Below are 19,695 nucleotides of genomic sequence, written 5' to 3'. Positions count from 1 at the left end.
CACAGCACCACCCCAGCGCCAAGCCACGTCGGCGAGCCGACTGACAGAGTCAACGGCCAAGTCGACGATCTGACCGCAGAAGGAACGGGAAATCGCACGATGGCGAACTACACCGCCGCTGACGTGAAGCGCCTCCGCGAGCTGACCGCCGCAGGCATGATGGACTGCAAGAAGGCGCTTGAGGAGACCGACGGCGACTTCGACAAGGCGATCGAGATCCTGCGCATCAAGGGTGCGAAGGACGTCGGCAAGCGCGCCGAGCGCACGACCTCCAACGGCCTCGTCGTGGCCGAGGACGGCGTGATGGTCGAGCTGCGCTGCGAGACGGACTTCGTCGCGAAGAACGCGGACTTCCAGGAGCTGGCCTCCCGGATCGTCGCCGTCGCCAAGGCCACGCGCCCGGCCGACGTCGACGCCCTGAAGGCCGCGGAGCTCGACGGCAAGAGCATCGAAGCGGTCGTGCAGGAGTTCTCGGCGAAGATCGGCGAGAAGCTGGAGCTGGCCAAGGTCGCCGTTTTCGACGGCACCGTGACCACCTACCTGCACCGTCGTGCCGCGGACCTGCCGCCCGCCGTCGGCGTGATGGTCGAGTACTCCGGTGACAACGAGGACGCCGCCCGCGGCGCCGCGATGCAGATCGCCGCGATGCGTCCGCGCTTCCTCACCCGGGACGAGGTGCCCGCCGACGTGGTCGCCAACGAGCGCCACATCGCCGAGGAGACCGCGCGCGAGGAGGGCAAGCCGGAAGCGGCGCTGTCCAAGATCGTCGAGGGTCGGGTGAACGGCTTCTTCAAGGACGTCGTGCTCCTGGAGCAGTCGTCCGTCACGGAGTCCAAGAAGACCGTCAAGGCCGTGCTGGACGAGGCCGGGGTCACCGTGACCCGCTTCGCCCGGTTCGAGGTCGGCCAGGCCTGATTCGCGTGAGGGCGGGGTTGCGCGCACGCGTCGCGACCCCGCCCTTGCCGTGTCCAGAGGAGGACCTGTGAGCGCAGAGGTAGAGCCCGCCAAATCGGAGCACGCCGACGACGAGCCGGTGCACGGCTACCGCCGGGTGATGCTCAAGCTGGGCGGCGAGATGTTCGGCGGCGGCGGTGTCGGCGTCGACCCCGACGTCGTGCAGACCGTGTCGCGCCAGATCGCCGCCGTCGTCCGGACCGGGGTCCAGGTCGCGGTCGTCATCGGCGGCGGCAACTTCTTCCGCGGCGCCGAGCTGCAGCAGCGCGGCATGGACCGCAGCCGCGCCGACTACATGGGCATGCTGGGCACCGTGATGAACTGCCTCGCCTTGCAGGACTTCCTGGAGCGCGAGCACGGCATCGAGACCCGCGTGCAGACGGCCATCACGATGGGCCAGATCGCCGAGTCCTACATCCCCCGCCGGGCCATGCGGCACCTCGACAAGGGGCGCGTGGTGATCTTCGGCGGCGGTGCCGGCATGCCGTACTTCTCCACCGACACCACCGCCGCGCAGCGCGCGCTGGAGATCGGCTGCGAGATCGTCCTGATGGCCAAGGCCGTGGACGGCGTCTACACCGCGGACCCGAAGACCGACCCGGACGCGTTGATGTTCGACAACATCACCCACCGGGAAGTGCTCGAACGCGGCCTCAACGTCGCCGACGCGACCGCGTTCAGCCTGTGCATGGACAACAACATGCCGATCATGGTCTTCAACCTGCTCACCGAGGGGAACATCGCCCGCGCCGTCCGCGGTGAGAAGATCGGCACACTGGTGAGCACCCCCGGTGGTCGCCCGTCCTTCTAGACCTGCTGGGATTCGAGCCGAACCGCGCACACCAAGGGAGTCAGCCGTGATTGACGAGACCCTCCTCGACGCCGAGGAGAAGATGGAAAAAGCGGTGTCAGTGGCGAAGGAGGACCTGGCCGCGGTGCGCACCGGCCGCGCCAACCCCTCGATGTTCTCCCGCATCGTGGTCGAGTACTACGGTTCGCCGACCCCGCTGAACCAGCTCGCCAGCGTCGCCATCCCGGAGGCGCGCATGGCGGTGATCAAGCCCTACGACGCCACCCAGCTGAACGCGGTCGAGAAGGCCATCCGCGACTCGGACCTGGGCGTGAACCCGAGCAACGACGGCTCGATCATCCGCGTGGTGATCCCGCAGCTGTCCGAGGAACGCCGGCGCGAGATGGTGAAGGTCGCCAAGAGCAAGGGCGAGGACGCCAAGGTGTCCATCCGCAACATCCGCCGCAAGGCCAAGGAAGAGCTGGACCGCCTGGTCAAGGACGGCGAGGTCGGTGAGGACGACGGCTCCCGCGCCGAGAAGGAGCTGGAGAACGTCACCCACCGGTACGTCGCCCAGATCGACGAGCTGGTCAAGCACAAGGAAGCCGAGCTGCTCGAGGTCTAGGTCGGTCACGTCGGGTCGGCGGGTCCGGGTCACCGGCCGCACGCATTGGTCGGCCGGTCGGCGGCCGTGATAGGAGCACAGCACGTGTCAGGCGGCGGTGACCAGGACGCGCCGGAGAAGAGCGCGTCACGCGCGGGGCGCAACCTGCCCGCGGCCATCGCCGTGGGTCTCGGCTTGGGCGCGGTCATCCTCGTCGCGCTGTTCACGGTGCGCGAGCTGTTCGTCGGCGTCGTCGCCGCCGCGGTAGCCGTGTCCATGTACGAGCTGATGGGCGCGCTCAAGCGCAGCGCGGGCATCCGGGTGGCCCTGGTGCCCGTGCTGCTGGGTGGGCAGGCCGTGGTGTGGCTGGCCTGGCCGTTCGGGCGCGACGGGGTGTTGAGCGCGTTCGTGCTGACCATCCTGGTGTGCCTGGTCTGGCGGCTCAAGGACGGCGCGGACGGCTACCTGCGTGACGTCACCGCGTCCATCTTCACGGTCGCGTACGTGGCGGTGTTCGCGTCGTTCGCGGTGATGCTGGTCGTGCCGGACGACGGCGTGTTCCGCGTCCTGGCGTTCCTGATCGGCGTCGTGCTGTCCGACACCGGCGGCTACGTGGCCGGTGTGCTGTTCGGCAAGCACCCCATGGCCCCCGCCATCAGCCCGAAGAAGTCCTGGGAGGGTTTCGCGGGCTCGATGGTGGCGGGCATGGTCGGTGGCGCGCTGACCGTCGGCGTGATGCTCGACGGCCAGTGGTGGCAGGGTGTGCTGTTCGGCGCCGCCCTGGTCGTCACCGCGACGGTCGGCGACCTGGTCGAGTCGCTGATCAAGCGGGACCTGGGGATCAAGGACATGGGCACGCTGCTGCCCGGTCACGGCGGGCTGATGGACCGGATGGACTCGCTGCTGCCGTCGGCCGTGGTGTCCTGGCTGCTGCTGTACGTGTTCGTGCCGGTTTGAGGCTCAGGTCCAGCGCTTCGGGTCCCGTGCGAGGCCGGCCGTCGTACGGGTCAGTCGTCGTACGGGTCAGTCGTCGTACGGGTCGTCCACCCGTGAGCCGGTGTCGTCGTCGGACAGCGGCGTGGTGCGGGAGGAGTCGATCACCGAGAACACCGCGCCCGCGTGGTCGGCGACGACCGTGATCCGGCCGAACGGCGTGTCGTACGGCTCGACGGTGACGTGCCCGCCCAGTTCGAGGACCCGCGACGCGGCCGAGTCGGCGCCGATCTCGGGCGCGGCGGTGAAGTACACCATCCAGTGCGGCGGGGTGCCCGGCGCGAACGCCCGGCCCATCCGCTGCCGGCCGAGCACGGTGTGGCCGTGGAGCGCCCAGATCGTGTAGTCGACCGCCTGGCCGTCACCTATCTGGGTGATTTCGTAGCCGCACAGCTCACTGAAGAACTCGTCCGCCGCCTGCCCGTCACGGGTGTTCAGCTCGGCCCACGCGTACGCGCCGTGCCCGTCGGCCCGGAACACCCAGTCGGCCGGGACGTGCCGGAACCCGACCACCGCCCCGCTGGGGTCGGCGAGCAGCGTGACCAGGTCGGACGGTTCGCCGAGGACCGTGCCGCCCAGTGCGTGCGCCTTGTCGGCGGTGGCACGGGCGTGCGGCGTGTTCAGGTACAGCGTCCACGGGCTCGGCTGGCCGGCGGCGACGACCTCGGCCACCGGCAGCCCGTCCACCAGGGCGACCGTGCGGCCCTGGACGTCCTCGAAGTACCAGCCGAAGAGGCCGTTGTAGAAGTCGACGGTGGCCTGGAGGTCGTCGGTGGCGATGTCCACCCAGCACGGTGCGCCGTAGTGGAACTCGGCCAAAGCGGGAGAATTCGGGACGATCGACACCGTGTACCTCCTGCAAGCCGCGCTTGTTCGATCACGCTACGGCTCTAGAGTCGTCTCGTGAAGGGATTCGTCCGAGCCGCGTTGGCCGCCGTCCGGCCTGTCGACGTCCTGCCGAGCCCGAACATCTGGCACTGGCCGGAGGTCTACGAGGTCGAGAACCGGGCGCAGGACGTCGACGGCGTGATCTGGAGCGCCCTGCGCGAGGACTGCGACTGGGCCGGGCGGGACGTGGTGGACGTCGGCTGCGGCGACGGCTTCCACCTGCCCGAGTTCGCCCGGACGGCGCGCTCGGTGACCGGTGTCGAGCCGCACCCGCCGCTGGTGCGCCGTGCTCGGGCACGGGTGGCCGACGTGCCGAACGCCGAGGTGCTGGCCGGACCGGCGCAACGGCTCCCGCTGGGGGACGCGAGCGCGGACCTCGTGCACGCGCGCACGGCGTACTTCTTCGGGCCCGGTTGCGAGCCGGGCATCCGCGAGGCGGACCGGGTGCTGAGGCCGGGCGGCGCGCTGGCGGTCGTGGACCTCGACGGGCTCGCCGAGCCGTACGGGCCGTGGCTGTGCGCCGACGAGCCCCGCTACAACCCCGTGGCCGTGGAGCGCTTCTTCACCGATGAGGGGTTCTCGTTGCGCCGCGTGCGCGCGCTGTGGCGGTTCGACCGCCGTCAGGATCTGGAAGCCGTGCTCCGCATCGAGTTCTCCCAGGCGGTCGCGGAACAGGCCATCGCGCACACGCCCGGCCTGTCGTTCGAGGTCGGCTACCGCGTGCACGTGAGACGGAAGCCGGCTGGGATTGTGCTGCCTTGATGGCGCTCACCTAGGATTCGGACCGTGGAGAACAGGAACGCGGGCAAGTTGGGTCGGCAGGTCGGCGTCATCGGTCTGGGCTGCTGGCAGCTCGGCGCCGACTGGGGCCAGGTCGAGGAGTCCGACGCGCTGTCGGTGCTGCACGCCGCCGCCGACACCGGCGTCAACTTCTTCGACACCGCCGACGTGTACGGCGACGGCCGCAGCGAGACGCTGGTCGGCAAGTTCCTGCGTGAGCGCGGCGACGCGGGCCTCACGGTGGTCACCAAGATGGGCCGCCGGGCCGAGCAGACGCCGGAGAACTACAACCGCGACAACTTCCTGGCCTGGAACGACCGGTCGCGCGCCAACCTCGGCGTGGACACGCTCGACCTGGTGCAGCTGCACTGCCCGCCGACGTCGGTCTACTCGACCGACGAGGTGTTCGACGCGCTGGACGAGATGGTGCAGACCGAGCGGATCGCCGCGTACGGCGTGAGCGTCGAGACCGTCGACGAGGCGCTGACGGCCATCGCGCGGCCGGGTGTGGCGAGCGTCCAGATCATCCTGAACGCGCTGCGGCTCAAGCCGCTGGAGCGGGTGCTGCCCGCGGCGGCGGAGGCGGGCGTGGCCGTCATCGCCCGCGTTCCGCTCGCCTCGGGACTGCTGTCCGGCAAGTACACCGCGTCGACCACGTTCGGGGCCGACGACCACCGCAACTACAACCGCAGCGGTGACGCGTTCGACGTCGGCGAGACGTTCTCCGGCGTGCCGTTCGAGGTCGGCTTGGAGGCGGTGGAGCGGCTGCGGCCCCTCGTGCCGGCCGGGGCGACCATGGCCCAGTTCGCGCTGCGGTGGGTCGTGGACCAGCCGGGCGTCACCGTGGTCATCCCCGGCGCCCGCAACGCCGAGCAGGCTCGTGCCAACTCGGCCGCCGCGGACCTCGCGCCGTTGTCGGCGTCGGTTCAGGACGAGGTGCGCGCGGTGTACGACTCGCTGATCCGCCCGCTGGTCCACGACCGCTGGTAGATCACCGCCCGTGGTTCGCCGCCGGCAGTTCGACTGCCGGCGCTCGGACCGCGGCCGGTCGAGCGGCTGGTGGCTGAACTGCCGCCGGCCGAGCGGCCGGCACTTCGCTCTTCCGTGTCATCTTCCTCGACGTCGAGTTCGCCGAGGATGGCGGAGAGCTTGCGCGCGGACGCTGCCCTTGCGCTGCCGGCCGCCCCTGCCTCGCCCCTGCCCGCGGAAGCCGGGTGGTGATGGGGGTCGCGGAGGTGTCGGCGCACACGGGCGGCGTGGTCGGTGGCGGTCCGCGGCCGTGGGACACTGGACGGTGCTATGACTGCCCTCCCCCTTGTTTTCGACGCGCCCAAGCGCGGGCTGCCCCCGCGCCACCTCGCCGACCTCTCCGCCGACCAGCGTCGAGAGGCCGTCGCCGCGCTCGGCGAGAAGCCGTTCCGCGCCGCGCAGCTGTCGAACCACTACTTCGGCCGGCTGACCGTCGATCCCGACGCGATGACCGACATCCCCGCCGCCACCCGCGACCGCCTGGTCGCCGACCTCATGCCGCCGTTGTGGACGGAGCTGCGCAGCGTCGAGGCCGATGGCGGCACGACGCGCAAGACGTTGCTGCGCGCGCACGACGGGACGTTGGTCGAGAGCGTCCTGATGCGCTACCCGGACCGGGCCACGCTGTGCATCTCGTCGCAGGCGGGCTGCGGTATGGCGTGCCCGTTCTGCGCCACGGGCCAGGGTGGTCTGACCCGGAACCTGTCCACGGCGGAGATCGTGGACCAGGTGCGGCGCGGTGCGGCGGCGATGCGTGACGGCGAGCTGCCCGGTGGACCGGGACGGCTGTCGAACATCGTGTTCATGGGCATGGGCGAGCCGCTGGCGAACTACCGCCGCGTGGTCGACTCGGTGCACCGGATCTGCGACCCCGCGCCGGACGGGTTGGGGATCTCGCAGCGTTCGGTGACGGTGTCGACGGTGGGCCTGGTGCCGGCGATCCGGAAGCTGACCGAGGAGAACCTGCAGGTGCGGCTGGCCGTGTCGCTGCACACGCCGGACGACGAGCTGCGCGACACCCTCGTGCCGGTCAACACCCGGTGGAAGGTCGCCGAGGTCATGGAGGCCGCGCGGGGTTACGCGGACAGGACCGGCCGCCGCGTGTCGATCGAGTACGCCCTGATCCGCGACATCAACGACCAGCCGTGGCGCGCGGACATGCTGGGCAAGCTGCTGCGCAGGCACCTGGGCCAACTGGTGCACGTCAACGTCATCCCGCTGAACCCGACGCCGGGCTCGAAGTGGGACGCGTCGCCGAAGCCGGTGGAGCGCGAGTTCGTCCGCCGGGTCAACGACCAGGGCGTGGCCTGCACCGTCCGCGACACCCGCGGCCAGGAAATCGCCGCCGCCTGCGGTCAGCTCGCCGCCGAGGGCTGACCGACACCCGGGCAGTGCCCGGGTGTGGCCGGTGGCACGGAGACGGCTATTTCAGTCTCCGACGACACATTGGCGCAGGTCGGGGGTGGCGCGAAGTGTCTGGGGATCACCCGTTCGGCTCTGGTCACGGTGGACAAGACCCGCCTGACCCAGCGGGTCGGGGATCTGCCGATGATCCTCACGCGCGACGTGACCGCCGGTCTGCGCCAGGTCCCTCGGGCTGTGACGGCCGACGAGTCGTGAACCTGGCGCGGGAGCGTGGGCTCAGCGTCGCCAGGAGGTGCGGCTGCGGACGTGGTCCCAGATCAGGAGGGCGGCCATGGTGACGCCGGTGAGGATCACCCAGAGGTCTTCGGTGCGGCCCTGGTGGTTGCCGATCAGCATGGAGAAGACGCCCAGGGTCGACACCCAGCCGGCGATCTTGATGCCCCTGGGGAACCCGCCGTGCCAACCCCACTCGGCCGATGGCTCCTCGTGGGGGTCGACCGCCCGACGCTTGTCCAGCTTCGAGGACGAAGACACAGCCGCACGACCTTCCTGCCGATCATGTTCACCTACGCCGGTCATCGTCGCACACGCGCGCGCGACCCCGGACGTGAGGTGCGCGGCACTTCCCCCGCGTCGACCTGCGTCAACTTTCGTCGGAAACGTTCGAGACCAATGAACGCCGCAGCCGACCAGGGGATTCTTTAACGTTGTCGCCCGTGACGTCTGTCGTTCAGCGGCTCCGGCCCGACCTGCCGGACCTCCGGGAGGCGCCCGCGGCGTTCCTGCGCACCCACGCCGAACGCCTGGGCCAGGTCACGCCCTGGCGCGTGGCGCGCGAGGTGCTGGCCATCCTCGTGCTCCTCTGCCTGGACGTCTTCCCCGGCTGGATCGTCGGCGACTGGCGCCTGTCCGGCTGGCTGCTGGTGGCCGCCGGCGCCGGCTACGTCGCCCTCTACCTGTCCCGGCTGCTGTTCCCCGCGCTCGCGCTGCTGCTCGGCACGTGGGTGGTCTTCAGCTCCGAGCACGGCGGCATCGCGATTGTCATCATGCTCGCCTACGCGGCCGGCTACCGGATCGAACCGTGGCAGCGGGCGCTGCTCACCGCCGTCCTCTCGCTCGCCCTCCACATGGTCGCCTGGGACGTCTCCAGCCCAGGCCTCTCCGGCCCGTTCGGCTCCTGGGTGATGCTCACCGTCTACGGCATGGTCATCACCCTCCCGTTCCTGATCGGCCGGTACGCCGCCCAGCGCAACGCCCTGGTCGCGGCCCTGCAGGAGCGCGAGGAACGGGTCGAGCGCGAACGCCGGATGGTGTCGCGGCAGGTGCGGCTGCGCGAGCGCAACCGGATCGCCCAGGACATGCACGACAGCCTCGGCCACCGGCTCAGCCTCATCTCCGTGCACGCCGGCGCGTTGACGCTCGACACCGGCCTCGGCGACCGCCAGCGCGAAGCGGTGCAGGTGCTGCGGAGCGCGGCCCTCACGGCCATGGAGGAGCTGCGCGGCGTCATCGGGGTGCTGCGTCGCGACGAGGAACCGGACGAGGACCAGGTGCGCCGCACCGTGGACGCGATCGACGAACTGGTCGATGGCGCCCGCCGGGCGGGTGTGCGGGTGAGCCTGGTCCGCGGCGGCCAGCCCGTGCCGCTGCCCGTGAAGGTCAGCCACGCCGCCTACCGCATCGCCCAGGAGGGCCTGACCAACGCCAACAAGCACGCGCCGGGCGCGAGCGTCCAGGTCACCGTCAAGTACGAGCCGGACGCCCTGGTGGTCGAGGTCCGCAACAACCCGCCGCGGGTGAAGCTGCCCAAGGGCTCCGGGTTCGGCCTGGTCGGCCTGGGCGAACGGGTCCGGCTGGCCGGCGGCATGCTGCACGTCGGCGAACTGCCCGCCGGCGGCTTCCGGATCGCCGCCGTGCTGCCGTACGAGGACACCGACGCGGCGGGCGACGACCCGTCCGACGAAGAGCCGCCCGAACCGGCCAAGCCGACCGGCATCCGCAAGTGGGCGGGCGTCGGGTCGATCCTGCTGGCCGGGATCGTGGTGATCGTGGTCGTAGGCGGCTACACGTGGCTCGGGACACAGCCCGTCACCAAAGTGGTGTCCGAGGAGTTGTACGACTCGGTGTCGGTCGGGGAGTCGGAGGCCGAGGTGATGGCGCGGCTCCCGGGCGGCGCCGCGCCGCCGCTGGGCGACGTCACGTCCGATGCCGCGCCGGAACCCGAGGGGGCGAGGTGCGAGTACCGGGTGGCCGACCGGCAGACCTACTCGTCGCGGGCGACCAAGATCGTGCGGTTCTGCTTCAAGGACGGCAAGCTCGCCGAGAAGTCCACCCACCTGCAGGGGATGTGAACGTGATCCGGGTCCTCATCGCCGACGACGAGCCGCTGATGCGCGCGGGAATCAAGGCCATCCTCGGCACCGCCGACGACATCGACCTGGTGGCCGAGGCCGGTGACGGGCGGGAAGCGGTGCGGATCGCCCTGGAACGGCGGGTGGACGTGGCCGTGCTCGACATCAGGATGCCGCGGCTGGACGGCCTGGCCGCGGCGCGTGAGCTGCGCTCCGCCGCGCCGTCCGTGCGGGTGGTGATGCTGACCACGTTCGGTGAGGACGACAACATCGTCCGGGCGCTGTCCGACGGCGCGGCCGGGTTCCTGCTCAAGGACTCGGCGCCCGAAGAGCTGCTGCGCGCGGTGCGTGCGGTGCACGCGGGGGAGGCCTACCTGTCACCGATGGTGACCAGCCGGGTGGTCGGGATGGTCGCCCACGTGGGTCAGCCGCGCCGGCAGGAGGCGATGCGCCAGGTCGAGGGGCTGACCGACCGCGAGGTCGAGGTGCTGGCGCTGCTCGGGCTCGGCATGTCGAACGCGGACGTCGGCCAGCGGCTGCACATGAGCGAGGCGACGGTGAAGACCTACGTGAGCCGGCTGCTGGCGAAGCTGGGGCTCACCAACAGGGTCCAAGCGGCCCTGCTGGCGCGGGACGCCGGGCTGAACCCCCCGGCATAGGGGTTCGAACACAGGGGGCGGACAGGGGAGTGCCCCGCCGACGGATCAGCGGGGCACTCTTCCAGGTAGTTCCTGTGTGTCGAGCGGGAATTACGCCCTGGCTCGGTTGCCCGTCACCATGCGGTAGATGCCGAGCACGACGAGCGAGCCGAGGATGGCCAGCAGCCAGGTGCCCAGGTCGAAGAACGTGCCGATGTCGGTGCCGAAGATGGCGCGGCCGATGAACCCGCCGATGATGGCTCCGACGATGCCGAGCAGCATCGTGATGATGATGCCGCCGGGGTCCCGACCCGGCATGATGGCCTTGGCGATGGCACCCGCGATGAGGCCGAGGAAAATCCAACCCAAGATGCCCACGGGGGCTCTCCTTCCTGATGGCCGCGACGGGCGGATCCGTCGAGGCTCTTGATCAGGGAGTGCCCACGTTCGGGTGATACCACTCCCTCGTTACCGTTCTGTGACCCAAGTACCGCTGTGCGGGCTATCAGGTTGGTTCCGGAACAATGGCGGTGATGAGCACACCACGCACGGTCCTGGTCCTCGGTTCCACGGGTTCCATCGGCACCCAGGCCCTCGACGTCATCGCCGCCAACCGCGACCGCTTCACCGTGGTCGGGCTGGCCGCCGGTGGCGCTGATCCCGCCACCCTCGCCGCCCAGGCCGTCGAGTTCGGGGTCGAGGCCGTCGCCGTCGCGCGGGCCACCGCGGTCGAGGACGTCACGCTCGCCCTCTACGCCGAGGCGCAGCGGCGCGGCTACGCGCAGGGCGCGTTCAAGCTGCCGCGCGTGCTGGCCGGCCCCACCGCGATGACCGACCTGGTCGACTCCACCCCCGCGGACGTGGTGCTCAACGGCATGACCGGGTCCATCGGCCTGGCGCCGACGCTGCACGCCCTCGAGAGCGGCGCGACGCTCGCCCTGGCGAACAAGGAATCGCTGATCGCGGGCGGTCCACTGGTGCTCAAGGCCGCCGCACCCGGCCAGATCGTGCCGGTCGACTCCGAGCACTCGGCGCTCGCCCAGTGCCTGCGCGGGGGCCGGGCCGACGAGGTCGCCAAGCTCGTCCTCACCGCGTCCGGCGGCCCGTTCCGCGGCCGGACCCGCGCCGAGCTCGCCGGCGTCACCGCGCGCGAGGCCATGGCGCACCCCACCTGGTCCATGGGCCCGGTCATCACGATCAACTCGTCCACCCTGGTCAACAAGGGCTTGGAGCTGATCGAGGCGAAGCTGCTGTTCGACGTGCCCTACGACCGCATCGACGTGGTGGTCCACCCGCAGTCGATCGTGCACTCGATGGTCACGTTCACCGACGGCTCCACACTCGCCCAGGCCAGCCCGCCGGACATGAAGCTGCCGATCGCGCTGGCCCTCGGCTGGCCCGACCGCATCCCCGGCGCCGCCGCCGCGTGTACTTTCGACATGGCCACGGCGTGGACGTTCGAGCCGTTGGACGACGACACGTTCCCGGCGGTGCGGCTGGCCAGGCAGGCCGGTTCCGGCGGGGGCTGCCTCCCGGCGGTGTACAACGCGGCGAACGAGGAAGCGGTCGCGGTCTTCCTCGACGGCGGCACGTCGTTCACCTCCATCGTGGACACTGTCGATCGGGTGCTGCAGGAGGCGGACGGCTGGGCGCGCGAGCCGGTCGACGTCGCCGAGGTGCTCGCGGCGGAGGATTGGGCCCGGGCGCGGGCGCGGGAACTCGTGTCCACTTCGGTGGGGTCTGGAAAGGACTGACGTGCTCGTTTTTCTGGGCATTCTGCTGTTCGCGCTGCTGATCGGCGTCTCGATCGCACTGCACGAACTCGGCCACCTGGCCACCGCGAAGATGTTCGGGATGAAGGTGACCCGGTACTTCATCGGGTTCGGCCCGCGCATCTGGTCGTTCCGCCGCGGTGAGACCGAGTACGGCATCAAGGCCATCCCGGCTGGCGGTTTCTGCGAGATCGTGGGCATGACCGCGCTGGACGAGGTCGCGCCGGCGGACCGGCACCGGGCGTTCAACCGGCAGAAGACCTGGAAGCGCGTCGTCGTGCTGTCCGCGGGCTCCATCACCCACTTCATCGTCGGCTTCATCATCCTGTACTTCATGGCCTTCACCATGGGCATCCCGAACCTCCGGGACACGCCCCTGGTCGCCGAGGTCACGCCCTGCGTGCAGAGCAGCACGGAGGCGGACTGCGCGCCCGACGCGCCGTCACCGGCCAAGGACGCGGGCTTCCAGGTCGGCGACGAGATCGTGGCCGTGGCCGGCGCGTCCACCCCCACGTGGAGCGACGTGCTGGAGAAGACGCGCCTGCAGTCCGGGCCGACCGACTTCAAGGTGCTCCGCGACGGCCAGGAGGTCACCCTCACCGCCGACGTCGCGCGGGTCGACCGCGAGATGCGGCGCAAGGACGGCAGCACCTACAAGTCCGAGGTCGGCGCGATCGGGATCATGCACCAGCGCAACTTCGAGTACAACGCGCTGACGGCCATCGGGGGCGCCACCTCGTTCACCGGCACGATGTTCGAGAACACCTGGAAGGGCCTGCTCCGGTTCCCGCAGAAGATCCCGGCCGTGGTCGAGGCGATCGGCGGCGGCGAGCGCGACATCGACAGCCCGGTCAGCGTGGTCGGCGCGAGCCGGCTCGGCGGCGAGGCGGTCGACCGTGGCCTGTGGCAGCTGTTCTGGCTGATGCTGGCGGGGCTGAACTTCTTCGTCGGTGTGTTCAACCTCCTGCCGCTGCTGCCGCTTGACGGCGGTCACATCGCCGTCAACCTGTACGAGCGGGTGCGAAACTGGATCCGGAAGCTGCGTGGCCTGCCGGACGGCGCCCCGGTCAACTACCTGCGGCTGTTGCCGCTCACCTATTTCGTGATCTTCGTCGGCGGGTCGGTCACCTTGCTGACGATCACCGCGGACATCGTCAACCCCATCAAGCTCTTCCAGTGAGAGGTGCTAGTCCATGAGCAACGGCGTCATGCTCGGTATCCCGGCGATGCCGCCGCCGGTGTTGTCGGAACGGCGCAAGACCCGCCAGTTGATGGTGGGTTCGGTGGGTGTCGGCAGTGAGTTCCCGGTGTCGGTGCAGTCGATGACGACGACGGTCACGGCTGATGTGAACGCGACGTTGCAGCAGATCGCGGAGTTGACCGCGGCGGGGTGCGACATCGTGCGGGTGGCGTGTCCGTCGCAGGACGACGCGGACGCGTTGGCGGAGATCGCGCGGAAGTCGCAGATCCCGGTGATCGCGGACATCCACTTCCAGCCGAAGTACGTGTTCGCGGCGATCGACGCCGGGTGCGCGGCGGTGCGGGTGAACCCGGGGAACATCAAGAAGTTCGACGACAAGGTGCGGGAGATCGCGGCGGCGGCGCGGGAGCGCGGGACGCCGATCCGGATCGGCGTGAACGCGGGGTCGTTGGATCCGCGGTTGATGGAGAAGTACGGGAAGGCGACGCCGGAGGCGTTGGCGGAGTCGGCGTTGTGGGAGGCGTCGTTGTTCGCCGAGCACGACTTCCACGATCTGAAGATCTCGGTGAAGCACAACGACCCGGTGGTGATGGTTCGGGCCTACGAACTGCTGGCGGAGCAGTGCGACTACCCGCTGCACCTGGGCGTGACCGAGGCGGGTCCGGCGTTCCAGGGGACGATCAAGTCCGCCGTCGCGTTCGGCGCGCTGCTGCGGCAGGGCATCGGGGACACGATCCGGGTGTCGCTGTCGGCTCCTCCGGTGGAGGAGGTGAAGGTCGGCCACCAGATCCTGCAGTCGTTGAACCTTCGGCCGCGGAAGCTGGAGATCGTGTCGTGCCCGTCGTGCGGTCGGGCGCAGGTGGACGTGTACACGCTCGCGGAGCAGGTCACGGCGGGTCTTGAGGGCCTGGAGGTGCCGTTGCGGGTGGCGGTGATGGGGTGCGTGGTGAACGGGCCGGGTGAGGCTCGTGAGGCTGATCTGGGTGTGGCGTCGGGCAACGGCAAGGGCCAGATCTTCGTCAAGGGCAAGGTCGTGAAGACCGTGCCCGAGCACCAGATCGTGGAGACCCTCATCGAGGAGGCCATGCGCATCGCCGAGGAGATGGGCGAGGCCGTCGAAGGCGGCGAACCGGTCGTGACGGTCGGCTGACGGGCCGGGGTGTCGGCTGAGCGGGTGGCGGACGCGCGGACCACGTGGTCCATCTGGCAGGCTTGAGACGTGCTGAGGTTGGCTGGCGCGCGCCTGCTCGACGAGCGGGACCTGACCGAGGTCCTGGCGTTGCTCGCGGCCGACCCGGTGGCGTCCTGCATGGTGGCCGCCCGGGTCGAGGTCGCGGGCCTGGACCCGTGGCGGCTGGGCGGCGAGGTGTGGGCGTACGACCACCGCTCGCTGCGCGGCGGCCGGGTCGACGCGCTGTGCTTCGCCGGGCCGAACCTCATCCCGCTGTGCGGTGACACGCCCGCGCTGCGCAGCTTCGCCGACCGCGCCCGCCGGCGAGGCCGGATGTGCTCCTCGCTGGTCGGGCCGTCCGAGCAGGTGCTCGGGTTGTGGGAGGAACTGGCCCCGGACTGGGGCCCCGCCCGCGAGGTGCGCGCGGACCAGCCGTTGATGGCGCTGGGCGGCAGCCCGTCCATCCCGATGGACCCGCTGGTCCGCCCGGTGCGGCCGGACGAGTTGGACCGGTACCTGCCGGCGGCGATCGCCATGTTCATCGAGGAGGTCGGCGTCGACCCGTGCGCGGAGGACGGCGGCGCGTCCTACCGGGCGCGGGTGGCCGAACTCATCGCGGGCGGGCGGGCGTTCGCCCGGTTCGAGGGCGGCGACGTGGTGTTCAAGGCCGAGATCGGCGCCATGTCGACGAAGGTCGGCCAGATCCAGGGCGTGTGGGTGCGGCCCGATCGGCGTGGCTGCGGCATCGGCACGGCGGGCACCGCGGCGGTGGCCGAACGCCTGGTCAGAGGCCTGGGCCGGACGGCGTCGCTCTACGTGAACTCGTACAACGACGTGGCCAGGGCGGCGTACCGCAGGATCGGGTTCTCCCAGGTCGGCCAGTACGCGACCGTGTTGTTCTGACGTCGTCCCGATGTCGTCCGGGCCCGCCGCGGACGTGGTTCCGGAGGGCGTCACGTCGGGCGGCCCGCCGCCTGAGCGGCCGGAACGGGCATACTCGGCGTCGTGATCGCGCGCACGCTGGCCCTGTTCGGGGTCGTCCTGCTGCTCGTCAGCGGCTGCGGCCTGTTCTCCTCCCGTCCCGGTCCCGACCAGGTGGCCGCCGACTTCCTGACCAAGCTGGCCGCCGGTGACGTCGACGGCGCCGCCGGTGTGACCGACGACCCGGGCAGTGCCAAAGAGGTGCTGGGCGAGTTCCGGGAGGCGCTGAAGCCCGACGGGCTGAGAACCGAGGTCCGGGAGGTGCGCTCGTCCGACGAGTCGTCCTCCGCCGGCGTGACCGCGCTGCTCGACTGGGACCTCGGGCACGACCACGCGTGGAGCTACGAGACCGAGTTCGACCTGCGCCGCGAGGAGGACGACTGGAAGGTGCACTGGGCGCCTTCGGCCGTGCACCCGAAGCTCGCCGCGCAGCAGACGCTGGGTGTCGCCGAGGTGCGGCCCGCGTTGGCGCCCGTGCTGGACCGGGACGGGACGCCGCTGCTGTCGCCCGAGCAGGTCGTGTCGGTCCTGCTCGACGCGAAGGAGGCCGGTGACGTGGGCGCGGTGGCCGGTGCGCTGGCCGCGGCGCTGACGCCGATCGACGCCGACATCACCCAGCAGTCGATCGTGGACGGGGTGGCGAAGGTCCCCGCCGGGCAGGTGTACCAGGTGGCCGCGCTGCGCGACGCGGACTACCAGACCGTGAAGCCCGCGATCTACGAGCTGCCGGGGGTGCGGTTCACCACCCGGACGAGCCTGCTCGCACCGTCGCGCACGTTCGGGTCGCAGGTGCTGCCGGCGGTGCGCAAGGCGGTGGAGGAGGAGGTCGCCGGGCGGGCGGGGCTGCGCGTCTACACGGCCAACGCGGCCGGTGACGAGGTGGAGACCCTGCACGAGGAGCCGCCGGAGCCGGCGCAGGCGGTGTCCACGGCGTTGAGCCGGAGCGTGCAGACGGCGGCCGAGGACGCGCTGGAGTCGGTGCCGCAGGCGGCGATGCTGGTGGCGTTGCAGGCGTCGACCGGCGAGCTGCTGGCGGTGGCGCAGAACGACCCGGCCGACGCCGAGGGTCCGATGGCGCTGACCGGCCGCTACCCGCCGGGGTCCACGTTCAAGATCGTGACGGCGGCGGCGGCCCTGTCGTCCGGGCAGGCGACCGCGGACAGCCCGTTGCCGTGCCCCGGGAAGACGACCATCGACGGGCGCCGGATCGTGCCGAACGACCACGAGTTCGACAAGGGCACCATCCCGCTGCACTCGGCGTTCGCGTTCTCGTGCAACACCACGTTCGCGCGGCTGGCGGCGGAGATGCCGGCGGACGCGCTGACCGAGGCGGCGGACTCGTTCGGGCTGGGCGTCGACTTCGAGATCCCGGCGATCACCACGGTCACCGGTTCCGTGCCGCCCGCCACCGACGTGGTGGAGCGGGCGGAGGACGGCTTCGGCCAGGGGAAGCTGCTGGCGAGCCCGTTCGGGATGGCCGTGGTGGCCGCGACGGTGGCGTCCGGCAAGATGCCCGTCCCGACGCTGCTGAAGGGCCGGGAGACCAAGGCCGACCACATCCCGACGCCCCCGGCTCCGGCCGTGCTGGAGCCGCTGCGGGCGATGATGCGCGAGGTCGTCGAGACCGGCACCGCGCCGCAGCTGCGGCCGTACGGGGACGTGCGGGGGAAGACGGGGACGGCGCAGTTCGGGGACGGCACGAACTCGCACGGCTGGTTCGTGGGGTACCGGGGCGACGTGGCGTTCGCCACGCTGCTGCTGGGCACCAACAGCTCCGGCCCGGCGGTCGACGCGTCAGCCCGCTTCCTGGCCGCGCTGGGCTGAATGGGTCAACATCAATGTGATACCGTGTTATACATGGATCGGATCGGACTTCGCGAACTTCGCCACCACGCGGGCGAGTACGTGCGGCGGGCCGAGGCCGGGGAGAGGATCGCGGTGACCGACCACGGTCGGGTGGTCGCCGAAATCGGTCCTCCCGGCGAGGACGCGCTGCCAGTGCGGGATCAGTTGGCCGCCAAGGGCGTGCTGCTCCGAGGGCGAGGGCGACCGTTCCCCCCGCCCCTGCCCGCCACCACGGGCACGCCGATCTCCGAGGTGCTGCGCCAGATGCGTGAAGACGAGCGCTGGTGATCTACCTCGACACCTCGGCCCTGGTGAAGTTGGTCCTGTCCGAGCCCGAGACCCTCGCGCTGAACGCGTGGGTGAACGCTCGAAGCGAGGTGCCGCGGATCAGCAGCTCGTTGGCCAGGGTCGAGTTGGTCCGAGCTGTCCGGGCCGAGGGCGACGCGGCGATCAGGCAGGCCACCTTGATCCTGGTCGAACTCGACGAGATGCCGATGACCACCGATCTGTTGGACGCGGCCGGGGCGCTGGCCTTCCCGTTGAGGTCGCTGGATGCGATCCACCTCGCGTCCGCCCTGCGCATCCGGACCCACCTCGACACGTTCGTGGCTTATGACAAGCGGCTCCTGACCGCAGCCGACGAGATGGGGCTGCCCACGGCCTCGCCCGGCGCGGTCTGATCGACGGCAAAGGGACACGCGGCGCATGGGCCATCACGCTGAGCCGTAATCTGGGGGCATGTCCGTGCGTGCCGTCCTCCAGCCAGGTGTTCAGTCCCCGCGCCGTCCGGTGCCCGCCCAGATCGTGCGGCCGGAGTACGTCGATCGGCCGGAACCCAAGCGCAACACCGATCCGTGGGTGCAGCCGCCCGAGGTGATCGAGGCCATGAGGGTCGCGGGCCGGCTGGCGGCCCAGGCGTTGCAGGAAGCGGGCAAGGTCATCGTGCCCGGGGTGACCACGGACGAGATCGACGCGGTCGCGCACGAGTTCCTGTGCGACAACGGCGCCTACCCGTCCACGCTCGGCTACCGCGGTTTCCCCAAGTCCTGCTGCACCTCGCTGAACGAGGTCATCTGCCACGGCATCCCCGACTCGACCGTGGTCGAGGACGGTGACATCGTCAACGTCGACGTCACCGCCTACATCGGCGGCGTGCACGGCGACACGAACGCCACCTTCCTCGCCGGCGACGTGAGCGAGGAGGTCCGCCTCCTGGTCGAACGCACCCACGAGGCCACCATGCGCGCCATCAAGGCGGTGAAGCCGGGCCGGCAGCTGAACGTGGTGGGCCGCGTCATCGAGGCCTACGCCAACCGCTTCGGCTACGGCGTGGTGCGCGACTTCACCGGCCACGGCATCGGCCGCACCTTCCACAGCGGCCTGATCGTGCTGCACTACGACGCCCCGCACGTCCCCACGGTCATCGAGACCGGCATGACGTTCACCATCGAGCCGATGATCACCCTCGGCGGCATAGAGCACGACGTCTGGGACGACGGCTGGACGGTCACCACCCGCGACAAGAGCTGGACCGCCCAGTTCGAGCACACGATCGTGGTCACCGACGACGGCGCCGAGATCCTCACCGTCTGCTGATCAGCGGCACGAGGGCGGCGGCCACCTCGTCGGGCGCCGTCACCGCGCCCAGGTGGTGGCTGTCCAACTCCACCACCGGCCAGCCCAGCTCGCGCGCCGCCGCGGCGGCAGCCGCGTACGCGGGGCTGAGCTGCAAGTACGAGCACGGCCCGGTCCACGCCACGGTGGGCCGGGGCTCCTTCAGGAACGCCAGCGGCACCTCGGGCGCCTCGGCCTCGATCTCCTCCAGCACCCGCACGTCCGGCACCATCGCGGACAGCACCTCGGGCGCGAACCACAGGTCCCAGCGCGGCATCAGCCCGTCCCGCGAGATGGCCTTGAGGTGCGCCATCCGCTCGGGCGGCGCGTCGTCCCGCCAGCTCCGCCCCGGTGTGGGCAGGTTGGCGTCGAGGAACACCAGCCCGCGCACGGGCGCCTCCAGGGCGTCGGCGAACGCGGGCAGCAGCGGACCGGCGGCGCTGTGCCCGACGAGCACCAGGTCGCCCTCCACCAGCGCGTCCTCCATGGCGTCCGCGAACCCGCCGATCAGCCGCTGGTGGACGGGCGCGGCGTTGACCGTGACCCGCACGTCGAGCAGCACCACCGGGTGACCGAGCGCGGCGAGCGCCCCGGCGAGCGGGCGCAGGCTCGCCGGCCCGAGGTAGGGGCTGTGCACCAGGACTGCGGTGGCGGGGGCGTCGACCATGGTGTGGATGATGTCAGCCGGGACCGACAAAGTACGACAGCCGGCTCGGCAG

21 protein-coding genes are annotated in these 19,695 nt (G+C 70.8%); 17 read left to right on the top strand and 4 right to left on the bottom strand.

The genetic code is table 11. The features are described 5' to 3' along the window. Nucleotides 1–99: 99 nt before the first annotated feature. From tsf to ACRAKI_RS29745, 4 genes are all read left to right on the top strand, one after another. On the top strand, nt 100–915 hold the full coding sequence (gene tsf / locus ACRAKI_RS29760; protein WP_447003802.1) for a translation elongation factor Ts: 816 nt from the start codon (nt 100–102) through the stop codon (nt 913–915). 139 nt (nt 916–1,054) lie between these two features. Next, nucleotides 1,055–1,765, top strand: a complete 711-nt coding sequence (gene pyrH, locus ACRAKI_RS29755; protein ID WP_447008558.1) for a UMP kinase — start codon at nt 1,055–1,057, stop codon at nt 1,763–1,765. A 46-nt stretch (nt 1,766–1,811) separates the two neighbouring features. Continuing rightward, a complete protein-coding gene (gene frr, locus ACRAKI_RS29750; RefSeq protein WP_447003801.1) occupies nt 1,812–2,369 on the top strand; it encodes a ribosome recycling factor in 558 nt (185 codons plus the stop codon). Nucleotides 2,370–2,453: 84 nt separating this feature from the next. Continuing rightward, on the top strand, nt 2,454–3,305 hold the full coding sequence (locus ACRAKI_RS29745; RefSeq protein ID WP_447003800.1) for a phosphatidate cytidylyltransferase: 852 nt from the start codon (nt 2,454–2,456) through the stop codon (nt 3,303–3,305). Between the two features lie 66 nt (nt 3,306–3,371). Here ACRAKI_RS29745 and ACRAKI_RS29740 read toward each other — a convergent pair whose 3' ends face one another. Then, the gene (locus tag ACRAKI_RS29740; protein ID WP_447003799.1) at nt 3,372–4,187 is read right to left on the bottom strand and encodes a VOC family protein; all 816 of its coding nucleotides are present in this window, start codon (nt 4,185–4,187) and stop codon (nt 3,372–3,374) included. Between the two features lie 57 nt (nt 4,188–4,244). Here ACRAKI_RS29740 and ACRAKI_RS29735 point away from each other — a divergent pair, with 57 nt between their 5' ends. The 3 genes from ACRAKI_RS29735 to rlmN all read left to right on the top strand — a co-directional run bounded on the left by ACRAKI_RS29735 (nt 4,245) and on the right by rlmN (nt 7,415). Further along, nucleotides 4,245–4,991: a class I SAM-dependent methyltransferase gene (locus ACRAKI_RS29735; RefSeq protein WP_447003798.1), complete on the top strand. Its 747-nt coding sequence runs from the start codon at nt 4,245–4,247 to the stop codon at nt 4,989–4,991. Nucleotides 4,992–5,015: 24 nt separating this feature from the next. Then, nucleotides 5,016–5,999, top strand: a complete 984-nt coding sequence (locus ACRAKI_RS29730) for an aldo/keto reductase (protein WP_447003797.1) — start codon at nt 5,016–5,018, stop codon at nt 5,997–5,999. Nucleotides 6,000–6,308: 309 nt separating this feature from the next. Further along, the gene (gene rlmN, locus ACRAKI_RS29725; RefSeq protein ID WP_447003796.1) at nt 6,309–7,415 is read left to right on the top strand and encodes a 23S rRNA (adenine(2503)-C(2))-methyltransferase RlmN; all 1,107 of its coding nucleotides are present in this window, start codon (nt 6,309–6,311) and stop codon (nt 7,413–7,415) included. A gap of 264 nt (nt 7,416–7,679) precedes the next feature. On the opposite strand, the gene ACRAKI_RS29720 is transcribed toward rlmN, so the two are convergent. After that, on the bottom strand, nt 7,680–7,937 hold the full coding sequence (locus ACRAKI_RS29720) for a DUF2631 domain-containing protein (RefSeq protein WP_447003795.1): 258 nt from the start codon (nt 7,935–7,937) through the stop codon (nt 7,680–7,682). A 182-nt stretch (nt 7,938–8,119) separates the two neighbouring features. Between ACRAKI_RS29720 and ACRAKI_RS29715 the strand changes: the two genes are divergently transcribed. Together ACRAKI_RS29715 and ACRAKI_RS29710 are read left to right on the top strand one after the other, a co-directional pair. Beyond that, nucleotides 8,120–9,754, top strand: coding sequence for a sensor histidine kinase (locus tag ACRAKI_RS29715; RefSeq protein ID WP_447003794.1), 1,635 nt, complete (start codon nt 8,120–8,122; stop codon nt 9,752–9,754). Nucleotides 9,755–9,756: 2 nt separating this feature from the next. After that, nucleotides 9,757–10,413, top strand: coding sequence for a response regulator (locus ACRAKI_RS29710; RefSeq protein ID WP_447003793.1), 657 nt, complete (start codon nt 9,757–9,759; stop codon nt 10,411–10,413). A gap of 90 nt (nt 10,414–10,503) precedes the next feature. On the opposite strand, the gene ACRAKI_RS29705 is transcribed toward ACRAKI_RS29710, so the two are convergent. After that, nucleotides 10,504–10,770 carry a GlsB/YeaQ/YmgE family stress response membrane protein gene (locus ACRAKI_RS29705; RefSeq protein ID WP_447003792.1) on the bottom strand — a complete coding sequence of 89 codons (267 nt, stop codon included), beginning with the start codon at nt 10,768–10,770 and terminating at the stop codon, nt 10,504–10,506. Between the two features lie 155 nt (nt 10,771–10,925). Here ACRAKI_RS29705 and dxr point away from each other — a divergent pair, with 155 nt between their 5' ends. The 8 genes from dxr to map all read left to right on the top strand — a co-directional run bounded on the left by dxr (nt 10,926) and on the right by map (nt 18,958). Further along, nucleotides 10,926–12,146, top strand: a complete 1,221-nt coding sequence (gene dxr, locus ACRAKI_RS29700) for a 1-deoxy-D-xylulose-5-phosphate reductoisomerase (RefSeq protein WP_447003791.1) — start codon at nt 10,926–10,928, stop codon at nt 12,144–12,146. 1 nt (nt 12,147) lies between these two features. Then, nucleotides 12,148–13,344: a M50 family metallopeptidase gene (locus tag ACRAKI_RS29695; RefSeq protein WP_447003790.1), complete on the top strand. Its 1,197-nt coding sequence runs from the start codon at nt 12,148–12,150 to the stop codon at nt 13,342–13,344. A gap of 13 nt (nt 13,345–13,357) precedes the next feature. Then, nucleotides 13,358–14,515 (top strand): flavodoxin-dependent (E)-4-hydroxy-3-methylbut-2-enyl-diphosphate synthase, encoded by a 1,158-nt coding sequence (gene ispG, locus ACRAKI_RS29690; protein WP_447003789.1) that lies wholly within the window; start codon nt 13,358–13,360, stop codon nt 14,513–14,515. Nucleotides 14,516–14,584: 69 nt separating this feature from the next. Beyond that, a complete protein-coding gene (locus tag ACRAKI_RS29685) occupies nt 14,585–15,439 on the top strand; it encodes a GNAT family N-acetyltransferase (RefSeq protein WP_447003788.1) in 855 nt (284 codons plus the stop codon). A 102-nt stretch (nt 15,440–15,541) separates the two neighbouring features. Beyond that, entirely contained in the window at nt 15,542–17,341 is a 1,800-nt protein-coding gene (locus ACRAKI_RS29680; RefSeq protein WP_447003787.1) for a penicillin-binding transpeptidase domain-containing protein, read from the top strand. A gap of 33 nt (nt 17,342–17,374) precedes the next feature. Further along, nucleotides 17,375–17,650: a type II toxin-antitoxin system Phd/YefM family antitoxin gene (locus ACRAKI_RS29675; protein ID WP_447003786.1), complete on the top strand. Its 276-nt coding sequence runs from the start codon at nt 17,375–17,377 to the stop codon at nt 17,648–17,650. Then, nucleotides 17,647–18,042 carry a type II toxin-antitoxin system VapC family toxin gene (locus ACRAKI_RS29670; RefSeq protein ID WP_447003785.1) on the top strand — a complete coding sequence of 132 codons (396 nt, stop codon included), beginning with the start codon at nt 17,647–17,649 and terminating at the stop codon, nt 18,040–18,042. The genes ACRAKI_RS29675 and ACRAKI_RS29670 overlap by 4 nt, the downstream gene beginning before the upstream one ends. Nucleotides 18,043–18,100: 58 nt before the next feature. Beyond that, on the top strand, nt 18,101–18,958 hold the full coding sequence (gene map, locus ACRAKI_RS29665; RefSeq protein WP_447003784.1) for a type I methionyl aminopeptidase: 858 nt from the start codon (nt 18,101–18,103) through the stop codon (nt 18,956–18,958). On the opposite strand, the gene ACRAKI_RS29660 is transcribed toward map, so the two are convergent. After that, the gene (locus tag ACRAKI_RS29660; RefSeq protein WP_447003783.1) at nt 18,945–19,643 is read right to left on the bottom strand and encodes an alpha/beta fold hydrolase; all 699 of its coding nucleotides are present in this window, start codon (nt 19,641–19,643) and stop codon (nt 18,945–18,947) included. The two genes, map and ACRAKI_RS29660, sit on opposite strands and share 14 nt — an antisense overlap. Nucleotides 19,644–19,695 lie beyond the last annotated feature (52 nt).

The sequence above is a fragment of the Saccharothrix isguenensis genome (assembly GCF_052936305.1).
Note: the sequence above shows the minus strand (reverse complement) of the source record. Positions and strands in the feature narration are given on the sequence as shown.

Coding starts and splice junctions, on each gene's coding strand:
- ACRAKI_RS29675 (WP_447003786.1), top strand. CDS start 17,375: ATGGATCGGATCGGACTTCGCGAACTTCGCCACCACGCGGGCGAGTAC.
- map (WP_447003784.1), top strand. CDS start 18,101: ATGTCCGTGCGTGCCGTCCTCCAGCCAGGTGTTCAGTCCCCGCGCCGT.
- tsf (WP_447003802.1), top strand. CDS start 100: ATGGCGAACTACACCGCCGCTGACGTGAAGCGCCTCCGCGAGCTGACC.
- pyrH (WP_447008558.1), top strand. CDS start 1,055: ATGCTCAAGCTGGGCGGCGAGATGTTCGGCGGCGGCGGTGTCGGCGTC.
- dxr (WP_447003791.1), top strand. CDS start 10,926: ATGAGCACACCACGCACGGTCCTGGTCCTCGGTTCCACGGGTTCCATC.
- ACRAKI_RS29660 (WP_447003783.1), bottom strand. CDS start 19,643: ATGGTCGACGCCCCCGCCACCGCAGTCCTGGTGCACAGCCCCTACCTC.
- ispG (WP_447003789.1), top strand. CDS start 13,358: ATGAGCAACGGCGTCATGCTCGGTATCCCGGCGATGCCGCCGCCGGTG.
- rlmN (WP_447003796.1), top strand. CDS start 6,309: ATGACTGCCCTCCCCCTTGTTTTCGACGCGCCCAAGCGCGGGCTGCCC.